We start from the raw sequence: 23,629 nt of genomic DNA, 5'->3' as shown, positions 1-23,629 counted from the left end.
ATGTCGCAGCAACCCCTGCTCGCCGACCGCGGGTTCTACCTGGGCCCGCTGTTCCGGCGGGCGGCCGAGCGCCACGGCGCCGTCTTCGTCACCCTGGACCGGCCGCTGGACACCCACCCCCACCTCGGGGTCGACCTCGACTACTCGACTCTCGCCGAGGTGGTCGAGGACCTGTCGGGGCGACTGTGGGCGGCCGGGGTGCGGCCCTCGGAGCAGGTGGTCGTCCACAAGACGGACAACGTCGACATCGTGCTGCTGACCTGCGCACTCTCCCGGATCGGCGCGGTTCCCGTGCTCCTCTCCCCCGGCCTCGCGGGCCCGGTCGTCGGGCAGCTGCTCGAACGGCTGCGGCAGCCCTGGCTGATCACCGACCGGGCCAAGCTGGCGGGCCCGCTCGCCGGGGTCGAGATGTCCGTGCGCCAGACGCTCTCCGTCGACGACGCGCCCGGGGCCGAGCCCCTGGAGAAGTACGCCGGCGCCGAACCGGCCGCGCCCGTACGGCTGCATCCGCGCGACCCCGCTCTGATCACCCACAGCTCGGGCACCACCGGCCTGCCCAAGCTGGCCGTGCACTGCCCCAACACCATGTGGAACCGGCTCGTGCCGCAGAAGGCGATGGGCTGGCCCACCCGCGGTGAGACGGCCGCGCTGCACATGTCGTTCGTGCACTCGCGCTTCTACCATCTGCTCGGCGTCCTGCTGCACTTCGGCAGCCCGCTCGTGCTGATCACCGACCCGGAGCCGGCGGCCGTCGGCCCGCTGCTGGTCCGCCACCGCCCCGGCATCGTCGAGACGCACCCCAACACCTTCGTCCTGTGGGAGGAGTTGGCGGACGCGCCCGGCGCTCCGCTGTCCCGGGTGAAGTCGTACGGCTCCACGTTCGACGCGATCCACCCGCGGACCGTGCGACGGCTGCTGGGCGCGTCGAAGCGCCGGGCGCCCTGGCTCGTCCAGCTGTACGGGCAGAGCGAGACGGGTCCGGTCGCGTTCCAGTGGTTCACCCGGCGCAGCGCCGAGCGGGCGGACGGGCGACGGGTCGGGATCGGCATCCCGGGCTTCACCCGGGTGCGGATCGCCGATCCGGAAGGCAGGCCGGTCGCGCCCGGCACGCCCGGGCGGATCGAGGCCCGCACCCGGGGCCGCATCCTCACCTACCTCGGCGCGCAGGCGCAGTACGACCGTCAACTCGACGGCGGATGGTGGCAGATGGGCGACATGGGGTACATGAGCCGCCTCGGCTCACTGCATCTCATCGACCGTGAGATCGACCAGATCGACACCGTGCACAGCAATCTGGAGGTCGAGGACGCGCTGATGGAGCGTCTGGAGGAGCTCCGCGAGGTCGTCATCGTGCCCGGCGTCGACCGCGAGCCGGTGCCGGTGGTGTGCGTGCGGGGCGAGCAGCCGCTCGATCCGGAGCGCTGGCGGGAGGCCACGGCCGATCTGCCCGCGATGGCCGAGCCCCGGCAGTGGCGGTTCGAGGAGCTGCCGATGACGGCGACCTGGAAGGTGAAGCGGGTGGAGATCACCCGCATGCTGACCGGGGCGTCGGAGAGCGTGCGCGTGTGAACCCGGTCGTCGTGGTGGGCGCGGGCCCCGTCGGTCTGTCGGCGGCGCTCGCGCTGCGCGGGCACGGGCTGGACGTCACGCTCCTGGAGGCGGACCCCAAGGGCCGCGAACGGCCGGGCAGCCGCGCCCTGTTCGTGCACCGCGAGACCCTCGGCCTGCTCGACGGGATGTGTCCGGGGCTGGCCGCCGAGATCACGTCGTACGGGCGGACCTGGCACACCCGGCGGACCCTGTACCGGGGCCGCGAGGTGTACTCCCGCACCTTCCCGCCTCCGACCGGCGCCCCGCCCTTCACCAGTCTGCGGCAGGTGGACACCGAGCGGTTCCTGCGCGCCGCCTGCGAGCGGACCGGGGTCGCGTTCGAGTGGGACGCGCGCGTCGCGGGCGTCCGGGCCGCCGTGGACGGGGTGACGCTGTCCTGCGAGGACGGGCGGGAGTGGCGGGCCGGGCATGTCGTCGCGGCCGACGGCGCCCGCTCGGCCGTCCGCCGCGAGCTGGGCATCGCCATGGAGGGCGTGCACGGCGAGGGCTTCCACGTCGTCGTGGACGTGGCCGACGTCCCGGGCGCCGAACTGCCGCTGGAGCGGGTCTTCCACTACGAGCATCCGGGGGTCGGCGGGCGCAGTGTGATGCGCGTGCCGTTCACCGGGGGCTTCCAGGTCGACCTGCAGTGCCACGACGACGACACCCGGGAGGCGTACGGCACCGAGGAGGCCGTACGGCGCTGGCTCCCCGCGGTCGTCGGCGACGGGTACGCGGACCGGATCCTGTGGGTGTCGACGTACCGCTTCCTGCGCAAGGTCGCCGCCTCGTTCACCGATCCGCACCGGCGGGTGCTCCTCGTGGGCGAGGCCGCGCACCTCTTCCCGCCGTTCGGGGCGCGCGGCATGAACAGCGGGATCGCCGACGCGGCAGCGGCGGCGGAGGCGATCGCGGCCGGGACCTACCAGGCGGTCGAGGGGTTCGCCGAAGTGCGGCGTGCGGCGGGGCTGTACAACAGCGCCGCCGCGGGGATCGCGCTGGAGCATCTGCGGCCGCAGCGGCGCAGCGTACGGCTCAGGCAGCGGGCGGCGGCGGCCCTCGCGCCGGTGCTGCCCTCGTGCGGGTCGTGGCTGGAGCACGCGCCGTACGGGCCCCGGGGCGGGGCTCCGGCGGTGGCGGGCCGCAAGTACTGAAGAGGTACGACAAGGAACGGAACTCTCACATGGCACAACCGGCTGTCTTGGAAGGCTTGTTGCGGTGGACGCCGGCCGGCGGGCTGACCCCCGGCGCCGACACCGAGGTGGGTGGGCGGTTGCTGGTCGCGGACTCGTGGCTGGTGCGCGGCGGCCGGGTGCGCGGCCTCGAACGGCACCGGGAACGGTTCCTGCGGGCCTGCGCCGAGTGCGACGGGCCGCCGCTGCGCCGACTCCTGGAGTTCTGGCAGGACACGGCGGCCGCGCTGCCCCGTACGGGCGAGTGGTTCCCCCGCGTGGAACTCACCGCTGACAGCCGTGAGTTGAGGCTCCTGCTCCGGCGCTCCCCACCGCTGCAACCGGACATCCGGGTCTGGGCCGTGGGCCGGCCGGATCCGCGGACCGAGCCGCGCCGCAAGGGGCCCGACCTGGACGCGCTGGCCGCGGTGCGCCGCCGGGCGTCGGAGGAGGGCGCGACGGAGGCGGTGCTGACCACGCCCTCCGGTGCGGTGCTGGAGTCGGCCACCGCCAGCATCCTGTGGTGGGAGGACGACACCCTGTGCCTGCCCTCGCCCCGGCTGCCGGTCCTCGCCGGGGTCACGGCCGGGCTGATCCAGGAACGCGCCCGTCGCCTCGGCATCCGGGTCACCCACCCCGAGCGCACCCTGGCCGAGCTGGACGGCCGCGAGGTCTGGCTGGTGAACGCGCTGCACGGAATCCGCCCCGTGCGGGAGTGGACGGGCCACCCGATGAGCGCGGGCGCGGCGGTGCACGCCGCGGAATGGCGAAGCTGGCTGGACGGAATCTCGGAACCGCTACCGAAGGAATAGGGAGAACAAGGAGAACAGGGAGAGGTTCAGGGCAAGCCAAAGCGCCGGGTCGAAGGGAATTCGCCCCGGCGCAATAAAACGTGCCCGAAAATCTCGAACAACTCGAAACTGATCGCCCGAATCGCCTGAACTAATTCGCCTTCGGCGCGGGCTGATAAGCACCCGGCACCATGCGCGTGGCGATCGCGATCCGGTTGTACGCGTTGATGACCGTGGCCGCCCAGATCAGCGCCGCCACCTGCGCCTCGTCGAAGACCTCCGCGGCCTCGGCGTACACCGCGTCCGGGACCTGCCCGTCGTGCACCAGGGTCACCGACTCCGTCAACGCCAGTGCGGCGCGCTCCCGTTCGGTGAAGAAGGGGGTCTCCCGCCAGGCGTTCAGCGCGTAGATGCGCTGCTCGGTCTCGCCCTGGGCGCGGGCGTCCTTCGTGTGCATGTCGAGGCAGAACGCGCAGCCGTTGAGCTGCGAGGCACGGATCCTGATCAGCTCCAGCAGTTCCGGCTCGACCTTGGCGTCCTGCGCCGCGGAAACGGCGGCGCCGTGCAGGGAGCCCATCGCGGCGGAGACATCGGGGGTTATCTTCTTGAGGGCCACACGGGACACCGAATTGTTGTTGGTCATGGGACGACTCTATCTTGTGATCCGGCGATCCCGTGACGTCATCCGGGAAAAGGAATTCCGGTGCCGTTCGCACCGAAAGGCAATGCGGCGCACAGTGCGTCCAGCGCGCCGGACCATGCGTGGTCGGGCGGGGTCCCGTATCCCACGACCAGCGCGTCGAGGGGCTCGGCGACCGCGTCGGGGTGACGGTAGCGGGGCACGAGCCCGTCGACCGCCAGGCCCTGATAGACGGCCGCCCGGACCACCGCCCCCTCCGTGCCGGGCGGGAGTCGCAGAACGGCGTGCAGGCCCGCGGCGATGCCGGTGACGCGGATCGCCGGGGCGCGGGCGGCCAGGGCGGCGACCAGCGCGTCCCGTCGCCTGCGGTAGCGCGTGCGCGCCGCCCGGACATGGCGGTCGTACGCGCCCGACACGATGAACTCGGCCAGCGTCAGCTGGTCCAGGACCCCGGAGGTGTCCACCCCGCCCTTGGCCTTGACCACGTCCTCCACCACGTCCGGCGGCAGCACCATCCAGCCCAGGCGCAGCCCGGGCGCCAGTGACTTGCTCGCCGTGCCGAGGTGGACCACATGGTCGGGGTCCAGTCCCTGGAGCGCGCCGACGGGCTGGCGGTCGTAACGGAACTCGCCGTCGTAGTCGTCCTCCAGGACCAGTCCGCCGGTGCGCCGGGCCCAGTCCACGACGGCCGCCCGACGGTCGTGGTGCAGGGGCACGCCCATCGGGAACTGGTGGGCGGGGGTGAGCAGGACGGCACCGGGACCGGTCAACTCCCCCGGGTCCGTGCCGAGTTCGTCGAACGGCAGCGGCACCGTCGTCAGACCGGTCGAGGCCAGCAGCCGCCAGTGCTCGTCCAGGCCGTACGACTCGACGGCGATCGTGCGCACCCCGCGCGCCCGCAGGACGGTGGCGAGCAGCCGCAGGCCGTGCGCGAACCCGGCGCACACGACGATGCGTTCGGGGTCGGCGCGCACCCCGCGGGCCCGGGAGAGGTAGCCGGCCAGGGCGGTGCGCAGCTCGACGCGGCCGCGGGGATCGCCGTAGCCGAGGGCGTCGGACGGGGCGGCGGTGAGCGCGCGGCGGGCCGCCCTGAGCCACTCGGCGCGCGGGAAGGAGGCGAGGTCGGGACTGCCGGGGCGCAGGTCGTAGAGGGGCCGGTGGCGTTCGGGGGGTCGGGCCGCCGCGCCGGTCGGCGGGACGACCGTCCGGCCCGCCACCCTGGTGCCCGAGCCCTGGCGGGCGGTGAGCCAGCCCTCGGCGACGAGGTCGGCGTAGGCGTCGGCGACCGTGTTGCGGGCGATGCCCAGATCGGCGGCGAGGGAGCGGGAGGAGGGCAGGCGGGTGCCGGGGGCCAGTCGGCCGCCGCGAACCGCGTCGCGCAGGGCGTCGGTCAGGCCCCGGCGCAGATGCGGTCCGGTCGGCTCCAGATGCAGGTCGACGCCCAAAGTGGCCCAGGATCTCGCCATGGAAATGGACCATACCTCTGGGCTGCCTCGCTCCTAGGGTCGAGGACATGACCACACAGGAAGACACCGTCACGACGACGACCGTCACGACAACGGACGGGTACGCGCCCGAGCACACCCCCCGGCTCAACTGGTCCGAGCACGCCCCCGAGGTGCTGAAGGCGATGCTCCGGCTCGACGCCGCCGCCCGTAAGGGCCTGGACCCGAAACTGCTGGAGCTGGTGAAGGTCCGCGCCTCGCAGATCAACCGCTGCGCGCTCTGCGTCGACATGCACAGCAAGGACGCGCTGGCGGCGGGCGAGAGCGTCGAGCGGATCGTCCAGCTCAGCGCGTGGGAGGAGTCGGAGCACTTCTACACGCACAAGGAGCTCGCGGCGCTGGCGCTGACGGAGGCGGTGACCGTGCTCACCGACGGTTTCGTGCCCGACGCGGTGTACGAGCGGGCGGCGAAGCACTTCGAGGAGCCCGAGCTGGCGCAGCTGATCGCCGCGATCACGGTGATCAACGCGTGGAACCGGTTCGGCGTGACCTGCCGGCTGGTGCCGGGGCACTACCGTCCGGGTCAGCACGCATGAGCCGGACGAACCTGCTCGACCGCGAGGTCGCCGCGGCCATGTCCGCGCTCAGCGCCGCCGCGAAGCGGGGCGTCGGCGATCCCGCGCTCGCCGAACTGGTCGTGATCCGCGCCTCGCAGCTCAACCACTGCGCGTTCTGCGTGGACATGCATCTCACGATCGCCCGTGAGCACGGTGTGCGCGAGAGGCAGCTCGATCTGCTGAGCGCGTGGGAGGAGGCGGGGGACGTCTACGACGAGCGCGAGCGGGCCGCGCTCGCGCTCACGGAGGCGGTGACCGTGTTGACGGACGGCTTCGTGCCGGACGAGGTTTATGCCGCCGCTGCCCGGCACTTCCCGGACGCCCGGCTCGCCCACCTGATCGCCCTGATCACCGCCATCAACAGCTGGAACCGGGTGATGGTCGCCCGCCGTATCCCGCCGGGCGGCTACTCGTAGAAGTCCACCCGCATCACCGCCCGCCGCAAGGTCGGCCTGCTCACCTCCCTGAACCCCGCCTCGGCGAAGACCTGACGGGCGCCGACGTGGAGTTCGCCCCAGGTGATCTCGACGCCGGGCACGGTGAGCATCGGGTACGCCTCCAGGGCGCGGGCGCCGTGGTCGCGGGCGTAGGGGACGGTGGCGCGGGCCAGGCCGTAGGTGATGCCCCGGCCGCGGAAGCCGCGGCGGGTGAGGAGACAGGTCACCGCCCAGACGCCGGCGTCGGCCCGGTCCTCCGTGCGGCCCGTCCACGGCACGCGGGTGCGCAGCAGACGGAGGAAGTCGGTCCGGGGCGCCACCGCGGCCCAGCCGACGGGCTCGCCGTCGAGGTAGGCGACGAGTCCGGCGGTGGATCGGGCGCCGGGGTCGTCGCAGCCGGTCTGCTCGCGGAGGCGGGCGGCGCGCTCCTCGGGGGTGGCGGCGCGCCAGTCGTGGTCGAGGACCCGGTAGCGCTGGCACTGGCAGCGGCCGGGGTAGTCGGTGGTGCCGAAGACGGCCCGGATGTCGTCCCAGGAGGCCTCGTCGGCGGGGACGACTTCGAGCTCGTCGGGCCGGACGGCGTCGCTCATCGCGGCGGGTCCTCCCCCACGCGGCCGTCGACGGACTCCCGGATGAGGTCGGCGTGGCCGACGTGGCGGGAGTACTCCTCGATCAGGTCGACCAGCATGCGCCGCAGACTGGGCGCCCGTCCGTCGGGCCACTCGCGGCGGGCCGGAGTGTCGAGGCCGCCCTCGGCGAGGTCCCGGCGGACATGGGCCCGGGAGCGGGCGACGGCGGACTCCCAGAGCGCGAAGAGCTCCTCGGGCGTGTCGGAGGCGGCGGAGCGCCACTCCCAGTCGGGCTCGGCGTCCCAGTCGACGCTGTCCCAGGGCGCGCCGAGCGGCTTTCCCAGCAACCGCCCGGTGAGGTACTCGTCCTCGACGAGGGCCAGGTGCTTGAGCAGACCGCCCAGGGTCATCGTCGAGGGGGCGAGCCGGGTGTTCATACCGGCCGCGTCCAGCCCCTCGCACTTCCAGGCCAGGGTCCTGCGCTGGCGTTCCAGGGAGCCGATCAGCGTGTCGGCCTCGCTGCCGGCGACGGGCGGTTCCAGGAGCGGCGCCGGTTCGGTGTTCTCATGCACGGGGCTGGGACTCATGGCAGCAGGCTAGATTCCGTTCCGGACGATCCGCTGCCGGAATACGAGGATCCCGGATGAAGGCCGACGAGAGCCCCACCGCCCGTGCCCTCCTGGCGCTGGAGCTGCTCCAGAACAGCCCCGGCAGCACGGCCGCGCGACTCGCGGAGCGGCTGGGCGTCTCGGAGCGGGCGGCCCGCCGCTATGTCGGCATCCTGCGCGAGGCCGGCATCCCGGTGGAGTCGACGCGCGGCCCCTACGGCGGCTACCGCGTCGGCCGCGGGGTGCGGCTGCCGCCGCTGATGTTCACGGCGACCGAGGCCCTCGGGCTGGTCATGGCCGTACTGGACGGCCATCACGACGCGGCCGACCCGACGGGACCGGTGGGCAGCGCGCTGGGCAAGATCGTGCGCGTGCTGCCCGAGCCGGTAGCGCATCCGGCCGAGGCGGTCCGCAGGGTCAGCACCCGGGGCCCGGACGCCGCCGGTCCCGACCCCGGCACCACGGTGGCCCTCGTCCAGGCGGGCGCGGACCGGCGCCGGGTGCGGATCGGGTACGACCTGGGCCCCAAGGGCGTACGGGACATGGACGTCGACCCGTGGGCCGTCGTCGTTCACCACGCCCGCTGGTACCTGCTGTGCTGGTCGCACGGGCCGGACGCCCGGCGGGTGCTGCGGGTGGACCGGGTCACCTCCGTGGCCGTGCTGCCGGAGGGCTTCGAGCCGCCGGAGGGCCTCGACCCGGTGGAGACCCTGGAGGCGCACTTCGCGGAGGGCTGGACGTACGAGGTGGAGGTCGTGGTCGAGGCGCCCGTGGAGCATGTGGCCCGTGTCCTCCCGCGCAGTCTGGGCCGCCCCGAGCCACTGGACGCGCACACCACGCGGCTGCTCGCGACGACCGACGAACCCGACTGGTACGTACGCCGACTCACCGCGCTGGACGTGCCGTTCAGGATCGTGCGGCCGGAGGAACTCCGGGAGGCGGCGCGGGAGCTGGGCCGCCGCCTGCTGGCAGCGGCTGACGCCGACGGTGGACGACCCGAAAACCTTTGACTAAAGTCAAAGGTTATGGAGCCAGTGTCGACGGAGGACGTGGCGGCCTTCCGCCGTTTCAACCGCTACTTCACGCGCCGGATCGGCGCTCTCGACGACCACTACCTCGGGCAGAACCGTCCGCTGGGCGAGGCCCGGCTGCTGTTCGAGATCGGTGCCGGGGTGTCCCTGCGCGCGCTGCGCGCCCGGCTCGGCCTGGACGCCGGGTATCTGAGCCGGATGGCGAAGGCCCTGGAGGCGCAGGGCGTGGTCCGGATCAGCGTGCATCCCGAGGACAACCGGCTGCGCATGATCGAGCTGACCCCGGCGGGACGCGTCGAGGTCGAGGAGCAGAACCGCCGGGCCGACGCGCTCGCGACGGACCTCCTCGCCGCGCTCACCGGCGAGCAGCGCGCCGAACTGACGGACGCGATGGCCGCCGCCCGGCGTCTGCTGCGGCTGGCGGGCATCACCGTCGAGCCGGTCGACGGCCACGCGCCGGACGCCCGCGCCTGCCTCGACGCCTACGCCGCCGACCTGGACGTCCGCTTCCCCGAGGGCTTCGACAAGTCCGACCTGGTCGGCCCGGACGAGGTCTCCGGGGAGGCGGGCGCGTTCTTCGTGGCGTACGAGGAGGGGCGCGCCGTGGGCTGCGGGGCGCTGCGCCGGCTGGAGCCGGGGGTCGGCGAGATCAAGCATGTTTGACATCCTCCCCCTCTTAAAAGAGGGGGATTCCAACCCAGGTGGGTTGAGGTTCACGGGCGCTCGAACGGCCGGTGGCCGCTGTCACCCCTCCGGCACCGGCTGAGCGCCGGGGGCGGGGGATCCCGCCCTGTCCTGCCGCGACGTTGGCTGCTGCGTTGGTATCCGCGTTACAGGTGAAGCCGCAGAAGGAACAGACGAACTCGGCTTGGCTCTTGCGCGAGTTCATGTCGATCCAACCGCAGGCACTGCACCGCAGAGACGTGTACGGGGCGGTCACGTCCTCGACCCGGCCCGGTGCTTTGTGTCCGGTGCGCTGCCGGAGCAGGCCCCAGCCCTGGGCGAGGATGGCCCGGTTCAGCCCCGCCTTCTGCCGGACGCCCAGGCCGGGCTGCTCCACAGTGCCCTTCGCGGAGCGGGTCATGTTCCTGATGTTCAGCTTCTCGAACCGGATCAGGTCGGACGTGCGGGCGAGCAGGGTGCTGGTCTTCTCGCACCAGTCCTTGCGGCGGTTCGCCTCCCGCGCCTTGAGCTTCGCGGCCTTCGCGTACTCGGCGGTCTTGCGCTCACTGCCCTTGGGGGCGCGGGCGGCGCGCCGCTGGTGCTTGCGGATCTGGGCGCGTTCCCTGGCGGTGAGCTGCGGGCAGTTCAGTTTCTGCCCGTCGGAGAGAGCCGCGGTAATGGTGACGCCGCGGTCGATGCCGATGACCTCCCCGGTGCCGGGCGCGGGCACCGGCTCCGGGACGACGGCGAACGCGGCATGCCACTGCCCGTTGCGGAAGGTGACCCGGAACGTCTTCGCGCCAGGCAGCTTTGCTCCCTTGCCACTGGTGCTGAGGCGGACACGGACCCAGCCGCAGCCGGGCACCTTGACCTGAGCCCAACGGCGGTTGAGCTTCCGCACCACGACGGACCGGCCCATGACCTGCCGGCCGGTCCTCGCGCTCAGCTTCACCGAGCCGTCTGCGTCGTACTCGGGGACACGGCCGGTGCCGATGACACGGAAACCCTCGTGCCGGTACCTCCTGCGCCAGGTCGGCTCACCGAACCCGGACATGAAACGTGCCTGCTTGGCCGTGGCGAAGTCCTTGAGCGCCTGCTGCTGCACGTCCGCGTTCCCCGCCGCCAGCCACTCGTTCTCCCGCCGGGCCTCAGTGAGCTGACGACACTGCTCGGCAAACCCGGGCGCGGACTTCCGGCCGCGCTTCCAGTGCGCGTGCTGCTCGACGGCGAGGTTCCACACGTACCGAGCGTGCGCGCAGTGCAGCAGCATCTGCCGCTCCTGCTCGCCCGTCGGGTACATCCGAAACCGTGCCATGCCGTGAACCTAGACCAGACATTCCCCAACCGCGCACACCATCGATCACCATCACCCGTGCGAGTGACCGCACCCCAGCCGTCCACCGGCTCCAGGACCCTCGACTTCCGTCACACCAACCGCCCGTGGCCACCCCCGGCATCCAGGTGGGTGCACCGGGACGCCCGTCGGCTCGGCCTCGCGCGTCGGCTCCTCGAACGCCTGGAGGACGCTGCGGCGCGGCGCGGTCTGGACGTCGTCCGGCTGGACACGCACTCCACGCTCACCGAGGCGCAGGCGATGTACCGGGCGTCCGGCTACCGCGAGATCCCGGCGTACGTCGACCATGTGTACGCCTCCCACTGGTTCGAGAAGCGGCTGTCGACCTGCCAGGTGCACGCGGGTCCCTGAAACGGCCCGGGGTCTGGTCCGCGTTCGTCACGTCGATCACAATGGGCCAGTGGAGTCAGTCGAGTTGGACGACGGAACGCCCGTCAGATTCGTCCTCAGCCCCATGCCGGGCGGCGGCTACGGCGACGGCGACGATCTGCCCGGGAGCATGGGCACGGTCGTCCCCGTGGCCAGCGGTGGGGCCGCCGTGGCCAGTTTCGCGGCGGGGGCGCTGCGGCAGGCGCTCAAGCCGCTCGGACCGCTGCTTCAGGAGGTGCACGACTCCGTGCGGGCCGTGCCGGATCCGCCCGCGGAGCTCAGCGTCACCTTCGGGGTGCAGGTCGGGCAGGATCTGAAGCTGGGGATCGTGGGCGGGAGCGGGCAGGCGCATCTGACCGTGACCGCCTCCTGGAATCCGGTGAATCAGGTGCATCAGGCGAATCCGGGGCATCAGGCGAATCCGACGCCCGGCGCGGAGTGACGCGTGGGCTGGTTCAAGGCGGCCGGGTCGGCCGACGGGGGCGGGGCGAGGCCTGTCATCGCGTCCGTGTGCGGGGCTCTCGACGGCAGAACGGCGGGCGCGGGCCTGATCCTCGGCTCCGACACCGTGCTGACCTGCGCCCATGTCGTCAATGACGCGCTGGGCAGGCGGCCCTTCGAGCAGCAGGCGCCGAGGCCCGAACGCAGCCTGATGTTCGTCACGTTGGACGGTCCGCGCAAGGGGTACCCCGCGCACCTCGTGCACTGGATCGCACCCCGCACGCAGGACGGCGGCGTCGTGCGGGACGGCGCCCGCGGATGGCTCGGCGATCTCGCCGTGCTGCGGCTGAACTCGCCGCCCGGCGAACTGCCCGCCCCCGAGCCCCGTACGGACATGGCCCCCGGCCAGAAGGTGCGGGCCTGGCACAGCAGCGGGAGCCGCTCGACCTTCGCCGATCTGACCGTCGCCGCGCTGGAGGGCCCCATCGGCTACCTCGACGGCAAGAGCACCGGGATGGCCGTGGGGCCCGGCTACAGCGGCGGCCCGCTGTGGTGCGAGGAGGACGGGGCCGTCGTGGGTCTGGTCGCCGCGCACTTCATGCCGTCGGCCGGGCACGGCTCACAGGGCGTGGTCCGGCGCAGTTGGGGCATCCCCTGGCAGCGCGTCGAGGCCGAACTCCGGTCCCTGGACGCCCTCGACGACGACCGCGGCTCCCACGACGCCGACGACCGCGGGGCCGCCGAGGCCGTCGCGGCGGACGAACCGGCCCACGGCATGCTGGTGGCGGTGATCGCGAACGCGCTGCCGTCGGCGTACACGCTCGGCGACACCGCGCGGCAGATCGCCCACGCGTGCGGTGTGGGGACCGGGAGCCCCGTGACGCCGCCCACCGTCGAGGAGTTCGCCGCCTTCCTGCTCACCCACCCGCGCGCACTGGCCGCCCTCGCCGAGATCCTGCGGCCCCGGGACCCCCGGGCGGCCGACCGGGCGCTGGTCGCCGGGCGGCTCTCGGACACCCCGCGGCTGCTCTCGCCGCGCGAGCACCACAGGCTGCACCAGCTGCTGCCCACGATCGGGCAGCCGGTGCTCGCCCGGTTCCCCGAAGCGGTCCGCGAGGCCACGAAACGGGTCGCGGTGCCCTCCGACGGCGCGACCCTGGACGCCGTCCTCGACCGCCTGGAGACCCTGCCCGGGGACGGCCACTCCGACGACGGCGGGCCGCGCGTCCCGGCGCTGCTGCGGGTCGTCGAGTACATCGCCGCGCTGTGCCCGCCGCACCGGCAGGCGGAGCTGCGCATCTGGTCGGACCGGGTGGCCGCGCGGCTCGGCATTCCGTCGGCGGCGCTGCGCGAGCGGCGCTCCGACGCCCAGGAGTGGTCCCGCGCCGTGCGCGGCGGGAACCGGCGGGTGCGGGTGCTGGCCCGGGTGACACGGGCCGAGCGGGGCCGTCACCGGCTGCGCGTGTGGTGCGACGAGGGCACCGGGCCACGGCAGGTGTCGACCGACAGCTCGGCCAGCTACTCGGGGTCGGAGGCGGCACGCGAGCTGCTGCGCGTCCTGGAGTCCCTCGCGCCCTCGGCGACCGACGGCGGGCGGCCGCTCGTGGAGGTCCTGGTGGACCGTGCCGATCTCAACCTCCCGGTGGACGAGTGGGCGGCCCAGGCGCCGGGCGAGCTGGTGCCCGGAGTGCTCGGGGTGGAGTTCCCGCTGGTGGTGCACTGTCCGGAACTCCTGCACAGGCACGAGCGTTTTCTCCCCGACTGGCGTGAGCGGTGGCGGCAACTCGACTCCGGGGAGACGTTGGTCGTGTCGGACCCCGCCCAGGATCCGCACCAGATCTACTACGAGCTGATGGGCAGGCTCGACACCGTCCGCGTCTCGGTCGACGTGCCGGCGGGGCCACGCGACGCCATCGTCGAGATCTGCCTCGCCGTGGGCATACCGGTGGTGATGTGGGACCGCGGGCGGGACACCGCCTCGCACGTCACCGAGCACATGGCGCAGGTCGCCACCCGTGAACTTCCCGACGGAGTCCGCGTCTACCGGGCCAAGGCCAAGGGGAAGACCGCTCCGCAGTACCCCGGCCGCCCGGTCCTCGCCTGGGCGGACGCCGACCGCACGGTGCCCCGGCTGCACCTGACCGAACCCCAGGAGAGCCCATGACCTCCGCCTCCGAGGCCGACTGGCGCCTCTTCCGCGGCGACGGCGTCCCGCGGGCCGTCGACCTGCCCTCCGCCCCGCCGTGGCGTCGCTTCAGCCCCACGCCGGCCGTCCGGCCCGAACTGCCCTATCTGATCGAGCGCGAGCACGCCGACGTCGTCAACGCGGCCCTGCATCTGCGCCGACCGCTGCTGGTGACCGGCCCGGCCGGCACCGGCAAGTCGTCGCTCGCCCGGGCCGTCGCGCACGAACTGCGCCTGGGCGAGCTGCTGCGCTGGTCCATCAACAGCCGCTCCGCCGTCCGCGAGGCGCTGTACCAGTACGACGCGATCGGGCGGCTGCGGGAGACCACGCTCAGCCGCGACCGGGGCGAACGCGAACCGTCCATCGGCACGTTCATCCGGCTCGGCCCGCTCGGCACCGCGCTGGTCCCGGCCGCCACCCCCCGCGCCCTGCTCGTCGACGAGATGGACAAGGGGGACGTCGATCTGCCCAACGACCTGCTCACCGTCTTCGAGGAGGGCTACTTCGACATCCCCGAACTGACCCGGCTCCCGGAGGACATGGCGCATGTCGAGGTGCAGACCGCCGACCACCGCGGCACGGTGACGGTGCGTCAGGGGCGTGTCCAGTGCGCCGAGTTCCCGGTCGTGGTCATCACCAGCAACGGCGAACGCGACTTCCCGCCCGCCTTCCTGCGCCGCTGCGTCCGCCTGGACCTGCCGGTGCCCGACGAGGCGCGGCTGCGGGCCATCGTCACCGCCCACCTCGGCGAGGAGGCGCTGCGCGACGCCGACGATCTGATCGACGCGTTCCTGCGCCGACGCGCCCCCGGTGAACTCGCCACCGACCAGCTCCTCAACGCCGTCTTCCTGCGCACCGGCGGCGTCGACCTCGACGCGGAAGGCCTCCTGGACGCCGTGCTGCACCAGCTCACCGGGGCGCTGTGACGCCATGAGCAGCGGGACGGGGGCGGGGGCGCCGGGGTCGTCGGGCGCGGGACCGGGCGGCGGGGAGCGGCTCGCGGAGGCGCTGCGGGTCCTGCGGGCCTGCGGGCGGGAACTGGACGCCGACCAGGTCCTCGACGTGCTGTGGCTCGCCCGGCGGGTGCCCGTCGGAGCGGACGCGCCGCTGCGCCGGCTGGCGCCCACCGAGCCCCCGGCGGCCGTGGAACCCCCGGTCGTCGAGCCGGACCGGCCCGCCCCCGCCCGGCCCGCCCCGGAGCCCGACGACCCCGACCTGCCCGACCTCACCCCCACGGCCTCCCTGTACGGGTCGGCCCGCCAGACCCCGGCTTCCATACCCGACATCCGGCTGCCGCACCGCCCCGATCCGGGACGGGCGATGCCCGTGCGGGTCCCCGAGGACAAGGCCCTGACCGGGGAGCTCGAACTGGGCCGCGCCCTGCGACCGTTGCGCCGTCGGCGCGCCAGCCCGCACCGGCTGGAGATCGACGAGGAGCGCACGGCCGCCGAACTCGCCGAGACCCGGCTGCCGGACGTGGTGCAGCGCCCCGTGCAGGAGCGCTGGCTGCATCTCGTGCTGCTGGTCGACGACGGTCTGTCGATGCTGCTGTGGCATCGCCTCGGCGCCGAACTGCGCACCCTCCTCGAACGGTTGGGCGCCTTCGCCAGTAGCCGGGTCATGGGCCTCGACGCCCGCTCCGCCCACGAACCCCGGCTGCACGCCCGCCCGTTCCGGCACGACAGCACCCCCGTGCCGCTCAGCGCGGTCAACGACCCCTCGGGACAGACTCTCGTGCTCGTCGTCACCGACGGCATGGGCGCCTCCTGGCGCAGCGGCGCGCTGCACCGGCTGCTGACCCGGTGGGCCTCCCGCGGACCGACCGCGGTGCTCCACACCCTGCCGCCCGACCTGTGGGAGGGGTCCGGCATCCACGCCGAGCGCTGGCAGGCCTCGACGCGGCGGATCGGCGGCGCCAACACCTCCTGGGAGATCACCGACCCGGTGCTGCCGGCCGACCTCGCCGTCTTCGACGGCGTGCCGGTGCCGGTCCTGGAGCCGACGGCCGCCTCCCTGCGCAAGTGGGCCCATCTCCTCGCCTCGCCCGGCGCCACGGTGTCCCTGCCCCTGCTGGCCCGGCCGGCCCGCTACGGCACTCCGGCCCCGGGCCCCGGCCGCGGCGACGCCCAGCACTTCCGGGACGCGGCGACCCCGGAGGCCTACCGCCTCGCCGCCCATCTGGCGGCCGTGTCGCCGCTCACCGTGCCGGTCATGCGGCTCGTCCAGACGGCCGTGCCCTGGCAGGCGCGGACCTCCCATCTCGCCGAGGTGTTCCTCGGCGGCCTGATGCGGCCGCACCCCGCGCCGGTGGCGGGCCCGCTGCCCGCGAAACACCTGGTGTTCGACTTCACCGACGCGTCCCGGCTGATCCTCCTCGACGCCGTCCCCCAGGCCGAACTGCTGCGCACCAGCCGCAGCATCGGCCGGCATCTGGAGCAACTCGCCGGCCGCTCCCCCGACTTCCCGGCCTGGCTCGCCCACCCGGACGGCCCGGCCCACCTCCCCGGCGCCCACCGCCCGTTCACCAGCGTCGAACGGCGACTGCTCACCCGCTTCGGCGTGTCCTTCGAACGCGAGGCGCAGGGTCTCGGCACGGAAACCGACTTCGGCGACGGCGCCCAGGACGGCTGGGGACCGCTCACCCCCGACGATCCCCGCCGCCTCGGCCCGTACCGGCTGCTGAGCCGCCGCCGGCTGCGGCGGACGGTCGAGTACGACGGCCTCGACGAGCACGGCGCCCAGGCCCTGGTGCGGACCCCGCGCCCCGACCTCCCGGCCGGCGAGGAGCCCCTCGCCGAGGCGGAGGCGCTGCGCCGGCTGGGCGGCCAGTACGGCCCCGCGCTGCTCGCCGCCGGGGTCCGGGACGACCCGCCGTGGCTGGCGGTGGTCCCCTTCAGCGGCAGCGGCGCGTCCGACCCGCCACGGCTGGCGGAGATCTTCAACGCGGCCCACACGGAGAGCCGCGCCCCCTTCGACAAGATCACCGCGCTGGTCGTGGGCTGGCACCTCGCGAGCGCCCTGGCCCTGTGCCATCTGCACGGGATCGTGCCCGCGGACCTCAACGCCGAGAACGTCCTGGTGCTGCGCCGCTCGGTGGTTCTCGCCGACCTGTCCGACTGCTCGGTGGACGGCCGGTACGCGGGCGCCGGGCCGCCGCCCACCCCCGAGGACAACGTGCGCGCGCTGGGCGAACTGCTCCAGCTCGCCAGCAGCAAGGCGGGCCGGGAGCTGCCGGGCAGCCCGGAGGGCATGCACCTGTGGCAGGGCGACACCTGGCGGCAACTGCGCAACCGCGTCCTGCGCTGCCTCGACCCGGACCCGGCCCGGCGGCCCACCGCGGGCGAGGTCGCCGACGTCCTGGCCCGGTACATCGCCCAGTCCCGGGTCTCGCGCACCGTCCCGCCGGCGTCCACGGTCAACGCGCTGCCCACGGAGCGCGTCCCGCTCGCCCTGCCGCCGTCCGCGGCCGCGCCCGGCGCCGGCGAGCCGACCCTGCGCGTGCCCCGCTTCGGAACCGCCCGCCGCGAGGCCGAGGCTCGGCTGACCCGGCTGCGGACACCGCTGCGGCACGGCCGGCGGCTCACGGTGGTCGGCGCCTACCACTACAGCGGGCGGGCCACGACGACGATGGTGCTGGGCTCCCTGCTCGCCGCCGTCCGGGGCGAGCCCGTCCTCGCCGTCGACGGCGCGCCCCACGAAGGCGCCCTGGACCGCTTCCTCACGGCCCGCAACCCCGCCACCGTGCGCGACCTCGCGGGCCTGCCCGCCGACCCGTCGTACGACGAGGTCCGCGCGCTCACCACCCGGCTGCCGTCCGGCCTGGAAGTGGCCGCGCACCCGCCCGGCCACGCCAACCCGAACCTTGTGCACGCCCAGGCCTACGAGCACGTACTGGCCCGGACCGAGCCCTACTACTCGTTCGTCCTCACCGACTGGGCCCCGCAGCGGCTCGACGAATCGGCCGACTCCGTCCTGGACCTCACCGACCGGCTGATCCTGTGCTGCGGCACCGCCGACTGGTTCCTCACCGCGGCCCGGCAGGTGCTGGAGCGGCTGCGCGCCGCCCGCCGCTGGCAACTGGCCGCCGAGGCGGTCGTCGTCGTCACCGAGGTCGACGGGCCGTCCGCCCGGCGGGTGCCGGCGGCCCTGGCCAGCCGCGTCGGCGTCAGCGTGAACCAGGTGGTCGCGGTCCCCTTCGACCGGGCGCTGAGCTCGCCGCGTTTCCAGGACCTGAGCCGGTTGCGGTCGTCGACGGTGAGCATGTTCCTGGACCTGGCGGACCGGGTCGCCGGACCGCGGACGCAGTGATCCCCGGGCAGCCGCGCCGCCCGGGGATCACCTGGTCACTGCTCGATGACCACGGCTCAGATGAGGCCGAGCGCGCGGACCGCCTCGCGCTCCTCCGCCAGCTCGGCGACGGAGGCGTCGATACGGGCGCGGGAGAACTCGTTGACGTCCAGGCCCTGGACGATCTCGTACCGGCCGTCCTTGGCGGTGACCGGGAAGGAGGAGATCAGACCCTCCGGGACGCCGTAGGAGCCGTCCGACGGGATGCCCATGGAGGCCCAGTCGCCGTCCGCGGTGCCGTTGACCCACGTGTGGACGTGGTCGATGGCCGCGTTGGCGGCGGAGGCGGCGGAGGACGCGCCACGCGCCTCGATGATGGCCGCGCCGCGCTTGGCGACGGTCGGGATGAACTCCTCGGCCAGCCACTTCTCGTCGTTCACGACCTCGGCGGCGTTCTTGCCGGCGATCGTCGCGTGGAAGATGTCCGGGTACTGCGTCGCGGAGTGGTTGCCCCAGATGGTGAGGCGCTTGATGTCGGCGACCGTCGAGCCCGTCTTCTTCGCGAGCTGGGTCAGCGCGCGGTTGTGGTCGAGGCGGGTCATCGCGGTGAAGCGCTCGGCCGGTACGTCCGGCGCGGCGGCCTGGGCGATCAGCGCGTTGGTGTTGGCCGGGTTGCCGACGACGAGGACCTTGATGTCGTCCGCGGCGTGGTCGTTGATGGCCTTGCCCTGCGGCTTGAAGATGCCGCCGTTGGCCTCCAGGAGGTCACCGCGCTCCATGCCCTTGGTGCGCGGGCGGGCGCCGACGAGGAGGGCGACGTTGGCGCCGTCGAAGGCGACGTTCGGGTCGTCGCTGATGTCGATGCCCTGGAGCAGCGGGAACGCGCAGTCGTCGAGCTCCATGGCGGTGCCCTCGGCGGCCTTGAGCGCCGGGGTGATCTCCAGCAGGCGCAGCTTGACCGGCACGTCCGCGCCGAGCAGCTGGCCGGAGGCGATGCGGAAGAGCAGGGCGTAACCGATCTGGCCGGCCGCGCCGGTGACGGTGACGTTCACGGGAGTGCGGGTCATGGCGTTCTCCGTATGACAGCTGTCGGTGGGGCGTCCCTGCCCCGGGTGGGACGTACAAATGATCGATCTCTTGGTATCAAGAGATCCATCCAGCGGTCAGGCTATCGCGCATCCGGGATCCCGGATGCGCGGGGTTGTGTGGCCCGGCCCACAGACCGACGGCGCACACGGCGACACGGACCGGCGGCCGCCGGTCCGGGAGAGGAATGACCGACGGCCGCCGTGGTGGGGGCACCGGGTCGTGACCGGACTCCCGTGGGGGTACGGTTCGCGTTCCCGGAGCGGAGGGAGGTATTCCTACGGCCGCCGGTTTTTTCGGCGAGTCACCCCGTGCACCCCTGCTGCCCCGACGCCAGCACCGCGCACGCCCTCGCCTCCGCCGCGTCCTTCACCGCCACCATCGGGGTGTACGCGATCGTGTCGCCGGCCACGGTGATGCTCCCGGTCTCGCGGACCGAGCCGACGGTCACCCCGACCGAGTCCCCCTGCGCGGCCTGCGTGATCCTGCCCCAGGCCGCCCCGCAGGTCCTGCTGTAGCGGACCTCGACCAGGGTCGTCCCGACCGTCGCGGTCTTCGCCGTCGCCACGAGGTCGCCGCTGCACCCCATCTCCTCCGCGTCCCGGCCCGTGCAGTCCGCGCCGGTGCACAGCACCCCGGAGGGCAGCACGGGGGACGAACTGGCGGACGGCGACGGCGACTTGGTGGTGCCCACCGCCTGCTTCGGGTCCCCGCCCCCGGTCAGGAGGAACGCGCCCACGACGACGATCACGACGCCCACGACCCCGATGAGGAACAGCCCGGCGCGGGAACCGGCGGCAGCGGCGGGCCCGCCCTCCGAGGAGGACGGCGAGGACGGCATCGTCGGGGACACGCCCGCCGGACCGGCGACGCCCGGGGTCACCGCGGCGCGCCCCGCGGAGCCTTCCCGCGCCTCGGACGCCTCGGACGTCTCCTGCGACTCCCGCGTCTCGGGCGGCGGTGGTCCGAACTCCCCCAGCGCGGCGCGCGCCTGGGCGATCCGGACGGCCTCCATGGTCCGGTCGTGCCGCAGCTCCGAGCGGCTCCAGGCCCGTTCGGCCAGCTCCCACATGGTGGTCAGATGGATGGGCGGCGTGCCGGTGACCTCCGCCAGCGCGACGATCGCCCCCTTCGGCGCGAGCAGCCGGCCGCTGAGATACCGCTCCCAGGACGACTTGCCGTAGCCCGTACGGTCGGCCACCGCCGCGACGCTCAGTCCCGTGCGGTCCACGACTCTGCGCAACTGCTCGACGAACTCCCGCACCTGCGGGTCGAGTTCGTCCGGCAGGGCCCTCCAGCGAGGCATCGAACCCCCTCCCTCCGCCAAGTCCGCCATTGTCCAGGTTAGACCCGATGTGCGGGTCAGCCGAAGGCGAGCGCTCCGCCGACGGCCGTGAGCAGCAGGGCGAGCAGGAGCAGGACCGCGTAGAGGAGGAGGCGTCCGGCCGGCCGGGGCGTCGGCTGCGGCGCGGGTTCCTCCAGCCGGTCCCACCACGGGACCGTCGGATCGTCCTCGTACGCGTCGGCCGGACTCGCCGCCGCCGGTCGCGGCCAGGCCTCGACCGCCAGCTCCCAGCGCACGACGTGCCGTTCGGCCTCCGCACCGGCCAGCCCCGCGACCCTGCACAGCGCGACGACGGCCTGCCGGGGCGGCGGCTGGACGCCGTTGAGGTACCGCTGCCAGGAGGACTTGCTGTACGCGGTGCGCGCGCCGAGCGCGGCGAGGCTCAGTCCCGTACCGTCCTTGAGCTGCCGCAACTGTTCCACGAAGTGCCGTACCTCCGACGGCAGCCCGTCCGGCAGCGGCTGCCAGGCGCCCATCCCGCCCACCTCCCCTTCGATCCGTTGGGGGGACGACGCCGGGCGGCCGGACGGTTCCCGCGACGCGGACGGCTGTGGCGGGGCGCGCACACCGTAGCGGAACGGTCACTTCCGTGCCACAGCGTCCGGACAGCTGTTGAACAGGGCGTTCACCATGGAGGAGCGTGGAGCGCGTCGGCGGCCCGTCCTTCTCGGGGGATGGGGACGGGCCGCCGCACGCCTGCGTTCAGCGCTGCATCCGGTTCCGCGGTCAGCTGCTCACGGTGAAGTGCAGGGTGTCCTTCAGGAACGGGATCTGCAGCCACGGGTCGGGCTGTGCCATCAGCGCCAGCAGGACGATCGCCGTGCCGAGCACACCGTAGGTCGCGATGTCGGTGAAGCGGGAGCGCACGGCGAGCATGCCGACGCCGGGCAGCAGCCAGCGCAGCACCGCGCCGAGCAGCAGCCCCACGCCGATCAGGATGGTGCCGATCCGGAACACGTCGAGCGCGGTCACCAGCAGACCGACCGCGACGATGCCCAGGACGGCGATGATCGGCCACTGCCGGGCGGCCAGCGCGTCACCGGGCGCGGCCCGGCCGGCGCCCTCGGGGCGCGCGGTGTCCCGGGTGAACTTCGGGAAGCGCCGGGTGCGGCGCGGCACGCCGTCGGCGTCCTGCGCCTCGTGGCCGTCGCCCGCTGCGGGGGTGTTCTCAGGCGACACTGCGCTCCGCCGCCTCGACCACGTTGACGAGCAGTTGGGCACGGGTCATCGGGCCGACGCCGCCGGGGTTCGGGGAGATCCAGCCGGCCACCTCGCGGACGTCCGGGTGGACGTCGCCCACGATCTTGCCCTCCGCGCCCCGCGAGACGCCGACGTCGAGGACGGCCGCGCCCGGCTTGACGTCCTCGGCCCGGACCAGGTGGGCGGAGCCTGCGGCGGCGACGATGACGTCCGCCCGCTTCAGGTGCGCCGAGAGGTCCCGGGTGCCGGTGTGGCACTGGGTCACGGTGGCGTTCTCGCTGCGCCGGGTCAGCAGCAACGGCATCGGACGGCCGATGGTGACCCCGCGGCCGACGACGACGACCTCCGCGCCCTTGATCTCGACGCCGTACCGGCGCAGCAGCGTGAGCACGCCGTTGGGGGTGCAGGGCAGCGGCGCGGGCTCGTTGAGCACCAGTCGGCCGAGGTTCATCGGGTGCAGGCCGTCGGCGTCCTTGGCCGGGTCCATGAGCTCCAGGATCCGGTTCTCGTCGATGCCCTTGGGCAGCGGGAGCTGGACGATGTAGCCGGTGCAGGCGGGGTCGTCGTTCAGCTCCCGGACGACCGCCTCGATCTCCTCCTGGGTGGCTGTGCCGGGCAGCTCGCGCTGGATGGACGCGATGCCGACCTCGGCGCAGTCACGGTGCTTGCCGGCGACGTACTTCTGGCTGCCGGGGTCGGTGCCGACGAGGATCGTGCCGAGTCCGGGCGTCACGCCCTTCGTCTTCAGCACCGCCACGCGGGCGGCCAGCTCGGACTTGATCTCGGCTGCGGTTGCCTTGCCATCGAGAATCTGGGCGGTCATGCGCCCATCCTCCCGGATGACGGCCCCCGGGTTCCAATCCGGGTGACCCCGCACGACCTGTCCAGGTGACGCGGGCGCCCAGGCTGACGTGTGCGGATGTGATCGGCGATGTGATCAATGATGTTGCACTTGCACAACACATGGGGATTGCCGCGGAATGCGGCTGGACAACAAACCGGCCATTGCAGAACGATTGACGCCACAGTGCCGCGGGCAGTACCGGGGGGACGAACCGCATCTGTAGAACTTTCCTCCGAGCCAGACCGCGCGTCCCCGCACTCGAGTGCACACGGAGGAAGGACCGCCATGAGTTTCGGCGACCCGAACAACCCCTACGGCCCGCCGCAGGGCCAGCCGCCGGGTTACCCGCCGCAGGCTCCGCCGCCCCAGCAGCCCGGCTACGGCTACCCCACCGCTCCCCAGGGGCAGCCCGGCTACGGCTATCCGCAGGCCCCGCCGGTCCCCCAGGGGTACGGCTACGGCGTCCCCCAGGAGATGCCCGGCCTGGTCAAGACCGCCCGGGTGCTGCTGTTCATCATCGCCGGCTTCCAGTTCCTGGCCGGCGTGATCATCGGTATCGCGGCCGGCGCCCTGCAGGACACGTCCAACGCGTTCGGCTCCGGCGACGAGAGCAGCACGGCGACGGGCGTCATCATCGCGATCGCGCTGCTGATGCTGGGGCTGGGCAGCCTGTCGATCTTCCTGGGCGTGAAGTTCAAGACGGGTCGCAGCGGCATCCGGATCACCACGCTCGTGTACTCCTCCCTGATGATCCTGGGCAGCCTGGCCAACATCGTGCAGGGCGGGGGCGGTTCGGCCACCTTCGGCGGTGTCATCTCCCTCGCCATCGGCAGCATCATCCTCTCCGCGATGATCAGCGGCGGAGCCTGGTTCAGCCGTCCGCGGTACTGACCGCGCGCACTGCCGCAGCCAGGGCCTGATGCGTCTCCACGGAGCCGAGCCGGTCGGGATCGGT

21 protein-coding genes and 2 pseudogenes are annotated in these 23,629 nt (G+C 73.4%); 13 read left to right on the top strand and 10 right to left on the bottom strand.

Annotated elements, in window-relative coordinates:
• The 3 genes from ABZ725_RS02010 to ABZ725_RS02000 are packed head-to-tail and all read left to right on the top strand — an operon-like array spanning position 1 to position 3,574.
• Complete coding sequence (locus ABZ725_RS02010; protein WP_358800881.1) at positions 1-1,569, top strand: class I adenylate-forming enzyme family protein; 1,569 nt, start codon at positions 1-3, stop codon at positions 1,567-1,569.
• Positions 1,566-2,744: an FAD-dependent oxidoreductase gene (locus ABZ725_RS02005; protein ID WP_358800880.1), complete on the top strand. Its 1,179-nt coding sequence runs from the start codon at positions 1,566-1,568 to the stop codon at positions 2,742-2,744. Before ABZ725_RS02010 ends, ABZ725_RS02005 begins: the two co-directional genes overlap by 4 nt.
• 29 nt (positions 2,745-2,773) lie before the next feature.
• On the top strand, positions 2,774-3,574 hold the full coding sequence (locus ABZ725_RS02000) for an aminotransferase class IV (protein WP_358800879.1): 801 nt from the start codon (positions 2,774-2,776) through the stop codon (positions 3,572-3,574).
• A gap of 130 nt (positions 3,575-3,704) precedes the next feature.
• Here the strand turns inward: ABZ725_RS02000 and ABZ725_RS01995 are convergent, their stop codons facing one another.
• Both ABZ725_RS01995 and ABZ725_RS01990 read right to left on the bottom strand, forming a co-directional pair.
• On the bottom strand, positions 3,705-4,196 hold the full coding sequence (locus ABZ725_RS01995) for a carboxymuconolactone decarboxylase family protein (protein WP_351908646.1): 492 nt from the start codon (positions 4,194-4,196) through the stop codon (positions 3,705-3,707).
• A gap of 38 nt (positions 4,197-4,234) precedes the next feature.
• The gene (locus ABZ725_RS01990) at positions 4,235-5,659 is read right to left on the bottom strand and encodes a PLP-dependent aminotransferase family protein (protein WP_358800878.1); all 1,425 of its coding nucleotides are present in this window, start codon (positions 5,657-5,659) and stop codon (positions 4,235-4,237) included.
• Positions 5,660-5,706: 47 nt separating this feature from the next.
• Between ABZ725_RS01990 and ABZ725_RS01985 the strand changes: the two genes are divergently transcribed.
• Entirely contained in the window at positions 5,707-6,234 is a 528-nt protein-coding gene (locus tag ABZ725_RS01985) for a carboxymuconolactone decarboxylase family protein (protein ID WP_358800877.1), read from the top strand.
• A complete protein-coding gene (locus tag ABZ725_RS01980) occupies positions 6,231-6,671 on the top strand; it encodes a carboxymuconolactone decarboxylase family protein (RefSeq protein WP_358800876.1) in 441 nt (146 codons plus the stop codon). Before ABZ725_RS01985 ends, ABZ725_RS01980 begins: the two co-directional genes overlap by 4 nt.
• On the opposite strand, the gene ABZ725_RS01975 is transcribed toward ABZ725_RS01980, so the two are convergent.
• Both ABZ725_RS01975 and ABZ725_RS01970 read right to left on the bottom strand, forming a co-directional pair.
• Entirely contained in the window at positions 6,662-7,282 is a 621-nt protein-coding gene (locus ABZ725_RS01975; RefSeq protein WP_358800875.1) for a GNAT family N-acetyltransferase, read from the bottom strand. The two genes, ABZ725_RS01980 and ABZ725_RS01975, sit on opposite strands and share 10 nt — an antisense overlap.
• Positions 7,279-7,848: a DinB family protein gene (locus ABZ725_RS01970; protein ID WP_358800874.1), complete on the bottom strand. Its 570-nt coding sequence runs from the start codon at positions 7,846-7,848 to the stop codon at positions 7,279-7,281. The genes ABZ725_RS01975 and ABZ725_RS01970 overlap by 4 nt, the downstream gene beginning before the upstream one ends.
• 56 nt (positions 7,849-7,904) lie before the next feature.
• Here ABZ725_RS01970 and ABZ725_RS01965 point away from each other — a divergent pair, with 56 nt between their 5' ends.
• On the top strand, positions 7,905-8,879 hold the full coding sequence (locus ABZ725_RS01965) for a WYL domain-containing protein (protein ID WP_358800873.1): 975 nt from the start codon (positions 7,905-7,907) through the stop codon (positions 8,877-8,879).
• Between the two features lie 15 nt (positions 8,880-8,894).
• A pseudogene (locus ABZ725_RS01960) lies at positions 8,895-9,560 on the top strand (MarR family winged helix-turn-helix transcriptional regulator); the annotation flags it as partial.
• 16 nt (positions 9,561-9,576) lie between these two features.
• Here the strand turns inward: ABZ725_RS01960 and ABZ725_RS01955 are convergent.
• Entirely contained in the window at positions 9,577-10,878 is a 1,302-nt protein-coding gene (locus ABZ725_RS01955) for a transposase (RefSeq protein ID WP_358800872.1), read from the bottom strand.
• A 147-nt stretch (positions 10,879-11,025) separates the two neighbouring features.
• Here ABZ725_RS01955 and ABZ725_RS01950 point away from each other — a divergent pair.
• From ABZ725_RS01950 to ABZ725_RS01930, 5 genes and pseudogenes are all read left to right on the top strand, one after another.
• A pseudogene (locus ABZ725_RS01950) lies at positions 11,026-11,268 on the top strand (GNAT family N-acetyltransferase); the annotation flags it as partial.
• A gap of 103 nt (positions 11,269-11,371) precedes the next feature.
• Positions 11,372-11,728, top strand: coding sequence for a CU044_2847 family protein (locus ABZ725_RS01945; protein ID WP_358801351.1), 357 nt, complete (start codon positions 11,372-11,374; stop codon positions 11,726-11,728).
• Between the two features lie 3 nt (positions 11,729-11,731).
• A complete protein-coding gene (locus ABZ725_RS01940; protein ID WP_358800871.1) occupies positions 11,732-13,891 on the top strand; it encodes a trypsin-like peptidase domain-containing protein in 2,160 nt (719 codons plus the stop codon).
• Positions 13,888-14,838, top strand: a complete 951-nt coding sequence (locus ABZ725_RS01935) for a MoxR family ATPase (protein WP_358800870.1) — start codon at positions 13,888-13,890, stop codon at positions 14,836-14,838. The genes ABZ725_RS01940 and ABZ725_RS01935 overlap by 4 nt, the downstream gene beginning before the upstream one ends.
• 4 nt (positions 14,839-14,842) lie before the next feature.
• On the top strand, positions 14,843-18,220 hold the full coding sequence (locus ABZ725_RS01930; protein ID WP_358800869.1) for an SAV_2336 N-terminal domain-related protein: 3,378 nt from the start codon (positions 14,843-14,845) through the stop codon (positions 18,218-18,220).
• 56 nt (positions 18,221-18,276) lie between these two features.
• Here ABZ725_RS01930 and ABZ725_RS01925 read toward each other — a convergent pair whose 3' ends face one another.
• The 5 genes from ABZ725_RS01925 to ABZ725_RS01905 form a co-directional block, all read right to left on the bottom strand.
• Entirely contained in the window at positions 18,277-19,266 is a 990-nt protein-coding gene (locus ABZ725_RS01925; protein WP_351908626.1) for a malate dehydrogenase, read from the bottom strand.
• A 323-nt stretch (positions 19,267-19,589) separates the two neighbouring features.
• The gene (locus tag ABZ725_RS01920; RefSeq protein ID WP_358800868.1) at positions 19,590-20,591 is read right to left on the bottom strand and encodes a DUF2690 domain-containing protein; all 1,002 of its coding nucleotides are present in this window, start codon (positions 20,589-20,591) and stop codon (positions 19,590-19,592) included.
• 56 nt (positions 20,592-20,647) lie between these two features.
• Positions 20,648-21,106, bottom strand: a complete 459-nt coding sequence (locus tag ABZ725_RS01915) for a helix-turn-helix transcriptional regulator (protein ID WP_358800867.1) — start codon at positions 21,104-21,106, stop codon at positions 20,648-20,650.
• Positions 21,107-21,356: 250 nt separating this feature from the next.
• Positions 21,357-21,809, bottom strand: coding sequence for a DUF3017 domain-containing protein (locus ABZ725_RS01910; protein ID WP_358800866.1), 453 nt, complete (start codon positions 21,807-21,809; stop codon positions 21,357-21,359).
• Positions 21,799-22,653 (bottom strand): bifunctional methylenetetrahydrofolate dehydrogenase/methenyltetrahydrofolate cyclohydrolase, encoded by an 855-nt coding sequence (locus tag ABZ725_RS01905; RefSeq protein WP_351908618.1) that lies wholly within the window; start codon positions 22,651-22,653, stop codon positions 21,799-21,801. The genes ABZ725_RS01910 and ABZ725_RS01905 overlap by 11 nt, the downstream gene beginning before the upstream one ends.
• A gap of 306 nt (positions 22,654-22,959) precedes the next feature.
• On the opposite strand from ABZ725_RS01905, the gene ABZ725_RS01900 reads away from it, so the two are divergent.
• Complete coding sequence (locus ABZ725_RS01900; RefSeq protein ID WP_358800865.1) at positions 22,960-23,565, top strand: hypothetical protein; 606 nt, start codon at positions 22,960-22,962, stop codon at positions 23,563-23,565.
• Positions 23,566-23,629 lie beyond the last annotated feature (64 nt).

The sequence above is a fragment of the Streptomyces sp. NPDC006872 genome, from assembly GCF_040635845.1.
GTDB lineage: Bacteria > Actinomycetota > Actinomycetes > Streptomycetales > Streptomycetaceae > Streptomyces.
This window is presented reverse-complemented; position numbering and strand designations above follow the sequence as displayed.

Excerpts from the sequence above, each read along its gene's own strand:
- ABZ725_RS02010 (WP_358800881.1), top strand. The coding sequence starts at position 1 with ATGTCGCAGCAACCCCTGCTCGCCGACCGCGGGTTCTACCTGGGCCCG.
- ABZ725_RS02000 (WP_358800879.1), top strand. The coding sequence starts at position 2,774 with ATGGCACAACCGGCTGTCTTGGAAGGCTTGTTGCGGTGGACGCCGGCC.
- ABZ725_RS01995 (WP_351908646.1), bottom strand. The coding sequence starts at position 4,196 with ATGACCAACAACAATTCGGTGTCCCGTGTGGCCCTCAAGAAGATAACC.
- ABZ725_RS01990 (WP_358800878.1), bottom strand. The coding sequence starts at position 5,659 with ATGGCGAGATCCTGGGCCACTTTGGGCGTCGACCTGCATCTGGAGCCG.
- ABZ725_RS01985 (WP_358800877.1), top strand. The coding sequence starts at position 5,707 with ATGACCACACAGGAAGACACCGTCACGACGACGACCGTCACGACAACG.
- ABZ725_RS01980 (WP_358800876.1), top strand. The coding sequence starts at position 6,231 with ATGAGCCGGACGAACCTGCTCGACCGCGAGGTCGCCGCGGCCATGTCC.
- ABZ725_RS01975 (WP_358800875.1), bottom strand. The coding sequence starts at position 7,282 with ATGAGCGACGCCGTCCGGCCCGACGAGCTCGAAGTCGTCCCCGCCGAC.
- ABZ725_RS01970 (WP_358800874.1), bottom strand. The coding sequence starts at position 7,848 with ATGAGTCCCAGCCCCGTGCATGAGAACACCGAACCGGCGCCGCTCCTG.
- ABZ725_RS01965 (WP_358800873.1), top strand. The coding sequence starts at position 7,905 with ATGAAGGCCGACGAGAGCCCCACCGCCCGTGCCCTCCTGGCGCTGGAG.
- ABZ725_RS01955 (WP_358800872.1), bottom strand. The coding sequence starts at position 10,878 with ATGGCACGGTTTCGGATGTACCCGACGGGCGAGCAGGAGCGGCAGATG.
- ABZ725_RS01945 (WP_358801351.1), top strand. The coding sequence starts at position 11,372 with ATGCCGGGCGGCGGCTACGGCGACGGCGACGATCTGCCCGGGAGCATG.
- ABZ725_RS01935 (WP_358800870.1), top strand. The coding sequence starts at position 13,888 with ATGACCTCCGCCTCCGAGGCCGACTGGCGCCTCTTCCGCGGCGACGGC.
- ABZ725_RS01930 (WP_358800869.1), top strand. The coding sequence starts at position 14,843 with ATGAGCAGCGGGACGGGGGCGGGGGCGCCGGGGTCGTCGGGCGCGGGA.
- ABZ725_RS01925 (WP_351908626.1), bottom strand. The coding sequence starts at position 19,266 with ATGACCCGCACTCCCGTGAACGTCACCGTCACCGGCGCGGCCGGCCAG.
- ABZ725_RS01920 (WP_358800868.1), bottom strand. The coding sequence starts at position 20,591 with ATGCCTCGCTGGAGGGCCCTGCCGGACGAACTCGACCCGCAGGTGCGG.
- ABZ725_RS01915 (WP_358800867.1), bottom strand. The coding sequence starts at position 21,106 with ATGGGCGCCTGGCAGCCGCTGCCGGACGGGCTGCCGTCGGAGGTACGG.
- ABZ725_RS01905 (WP_351908618.1), bottom strand. The coding sequence starts at position 22,653 with ATGACCGCCCAGATTCTCGATGGCAAGGCAACCGCAGCCGAGATCAAG.
- ABZ725_RS01900 (WP_358800865.1), top strand. The coding sequence starts at position 22,960 with ATGAGTTTCGGCGACCCGAACAACCCCTACGGCCCGCCGCAGGGCCAG.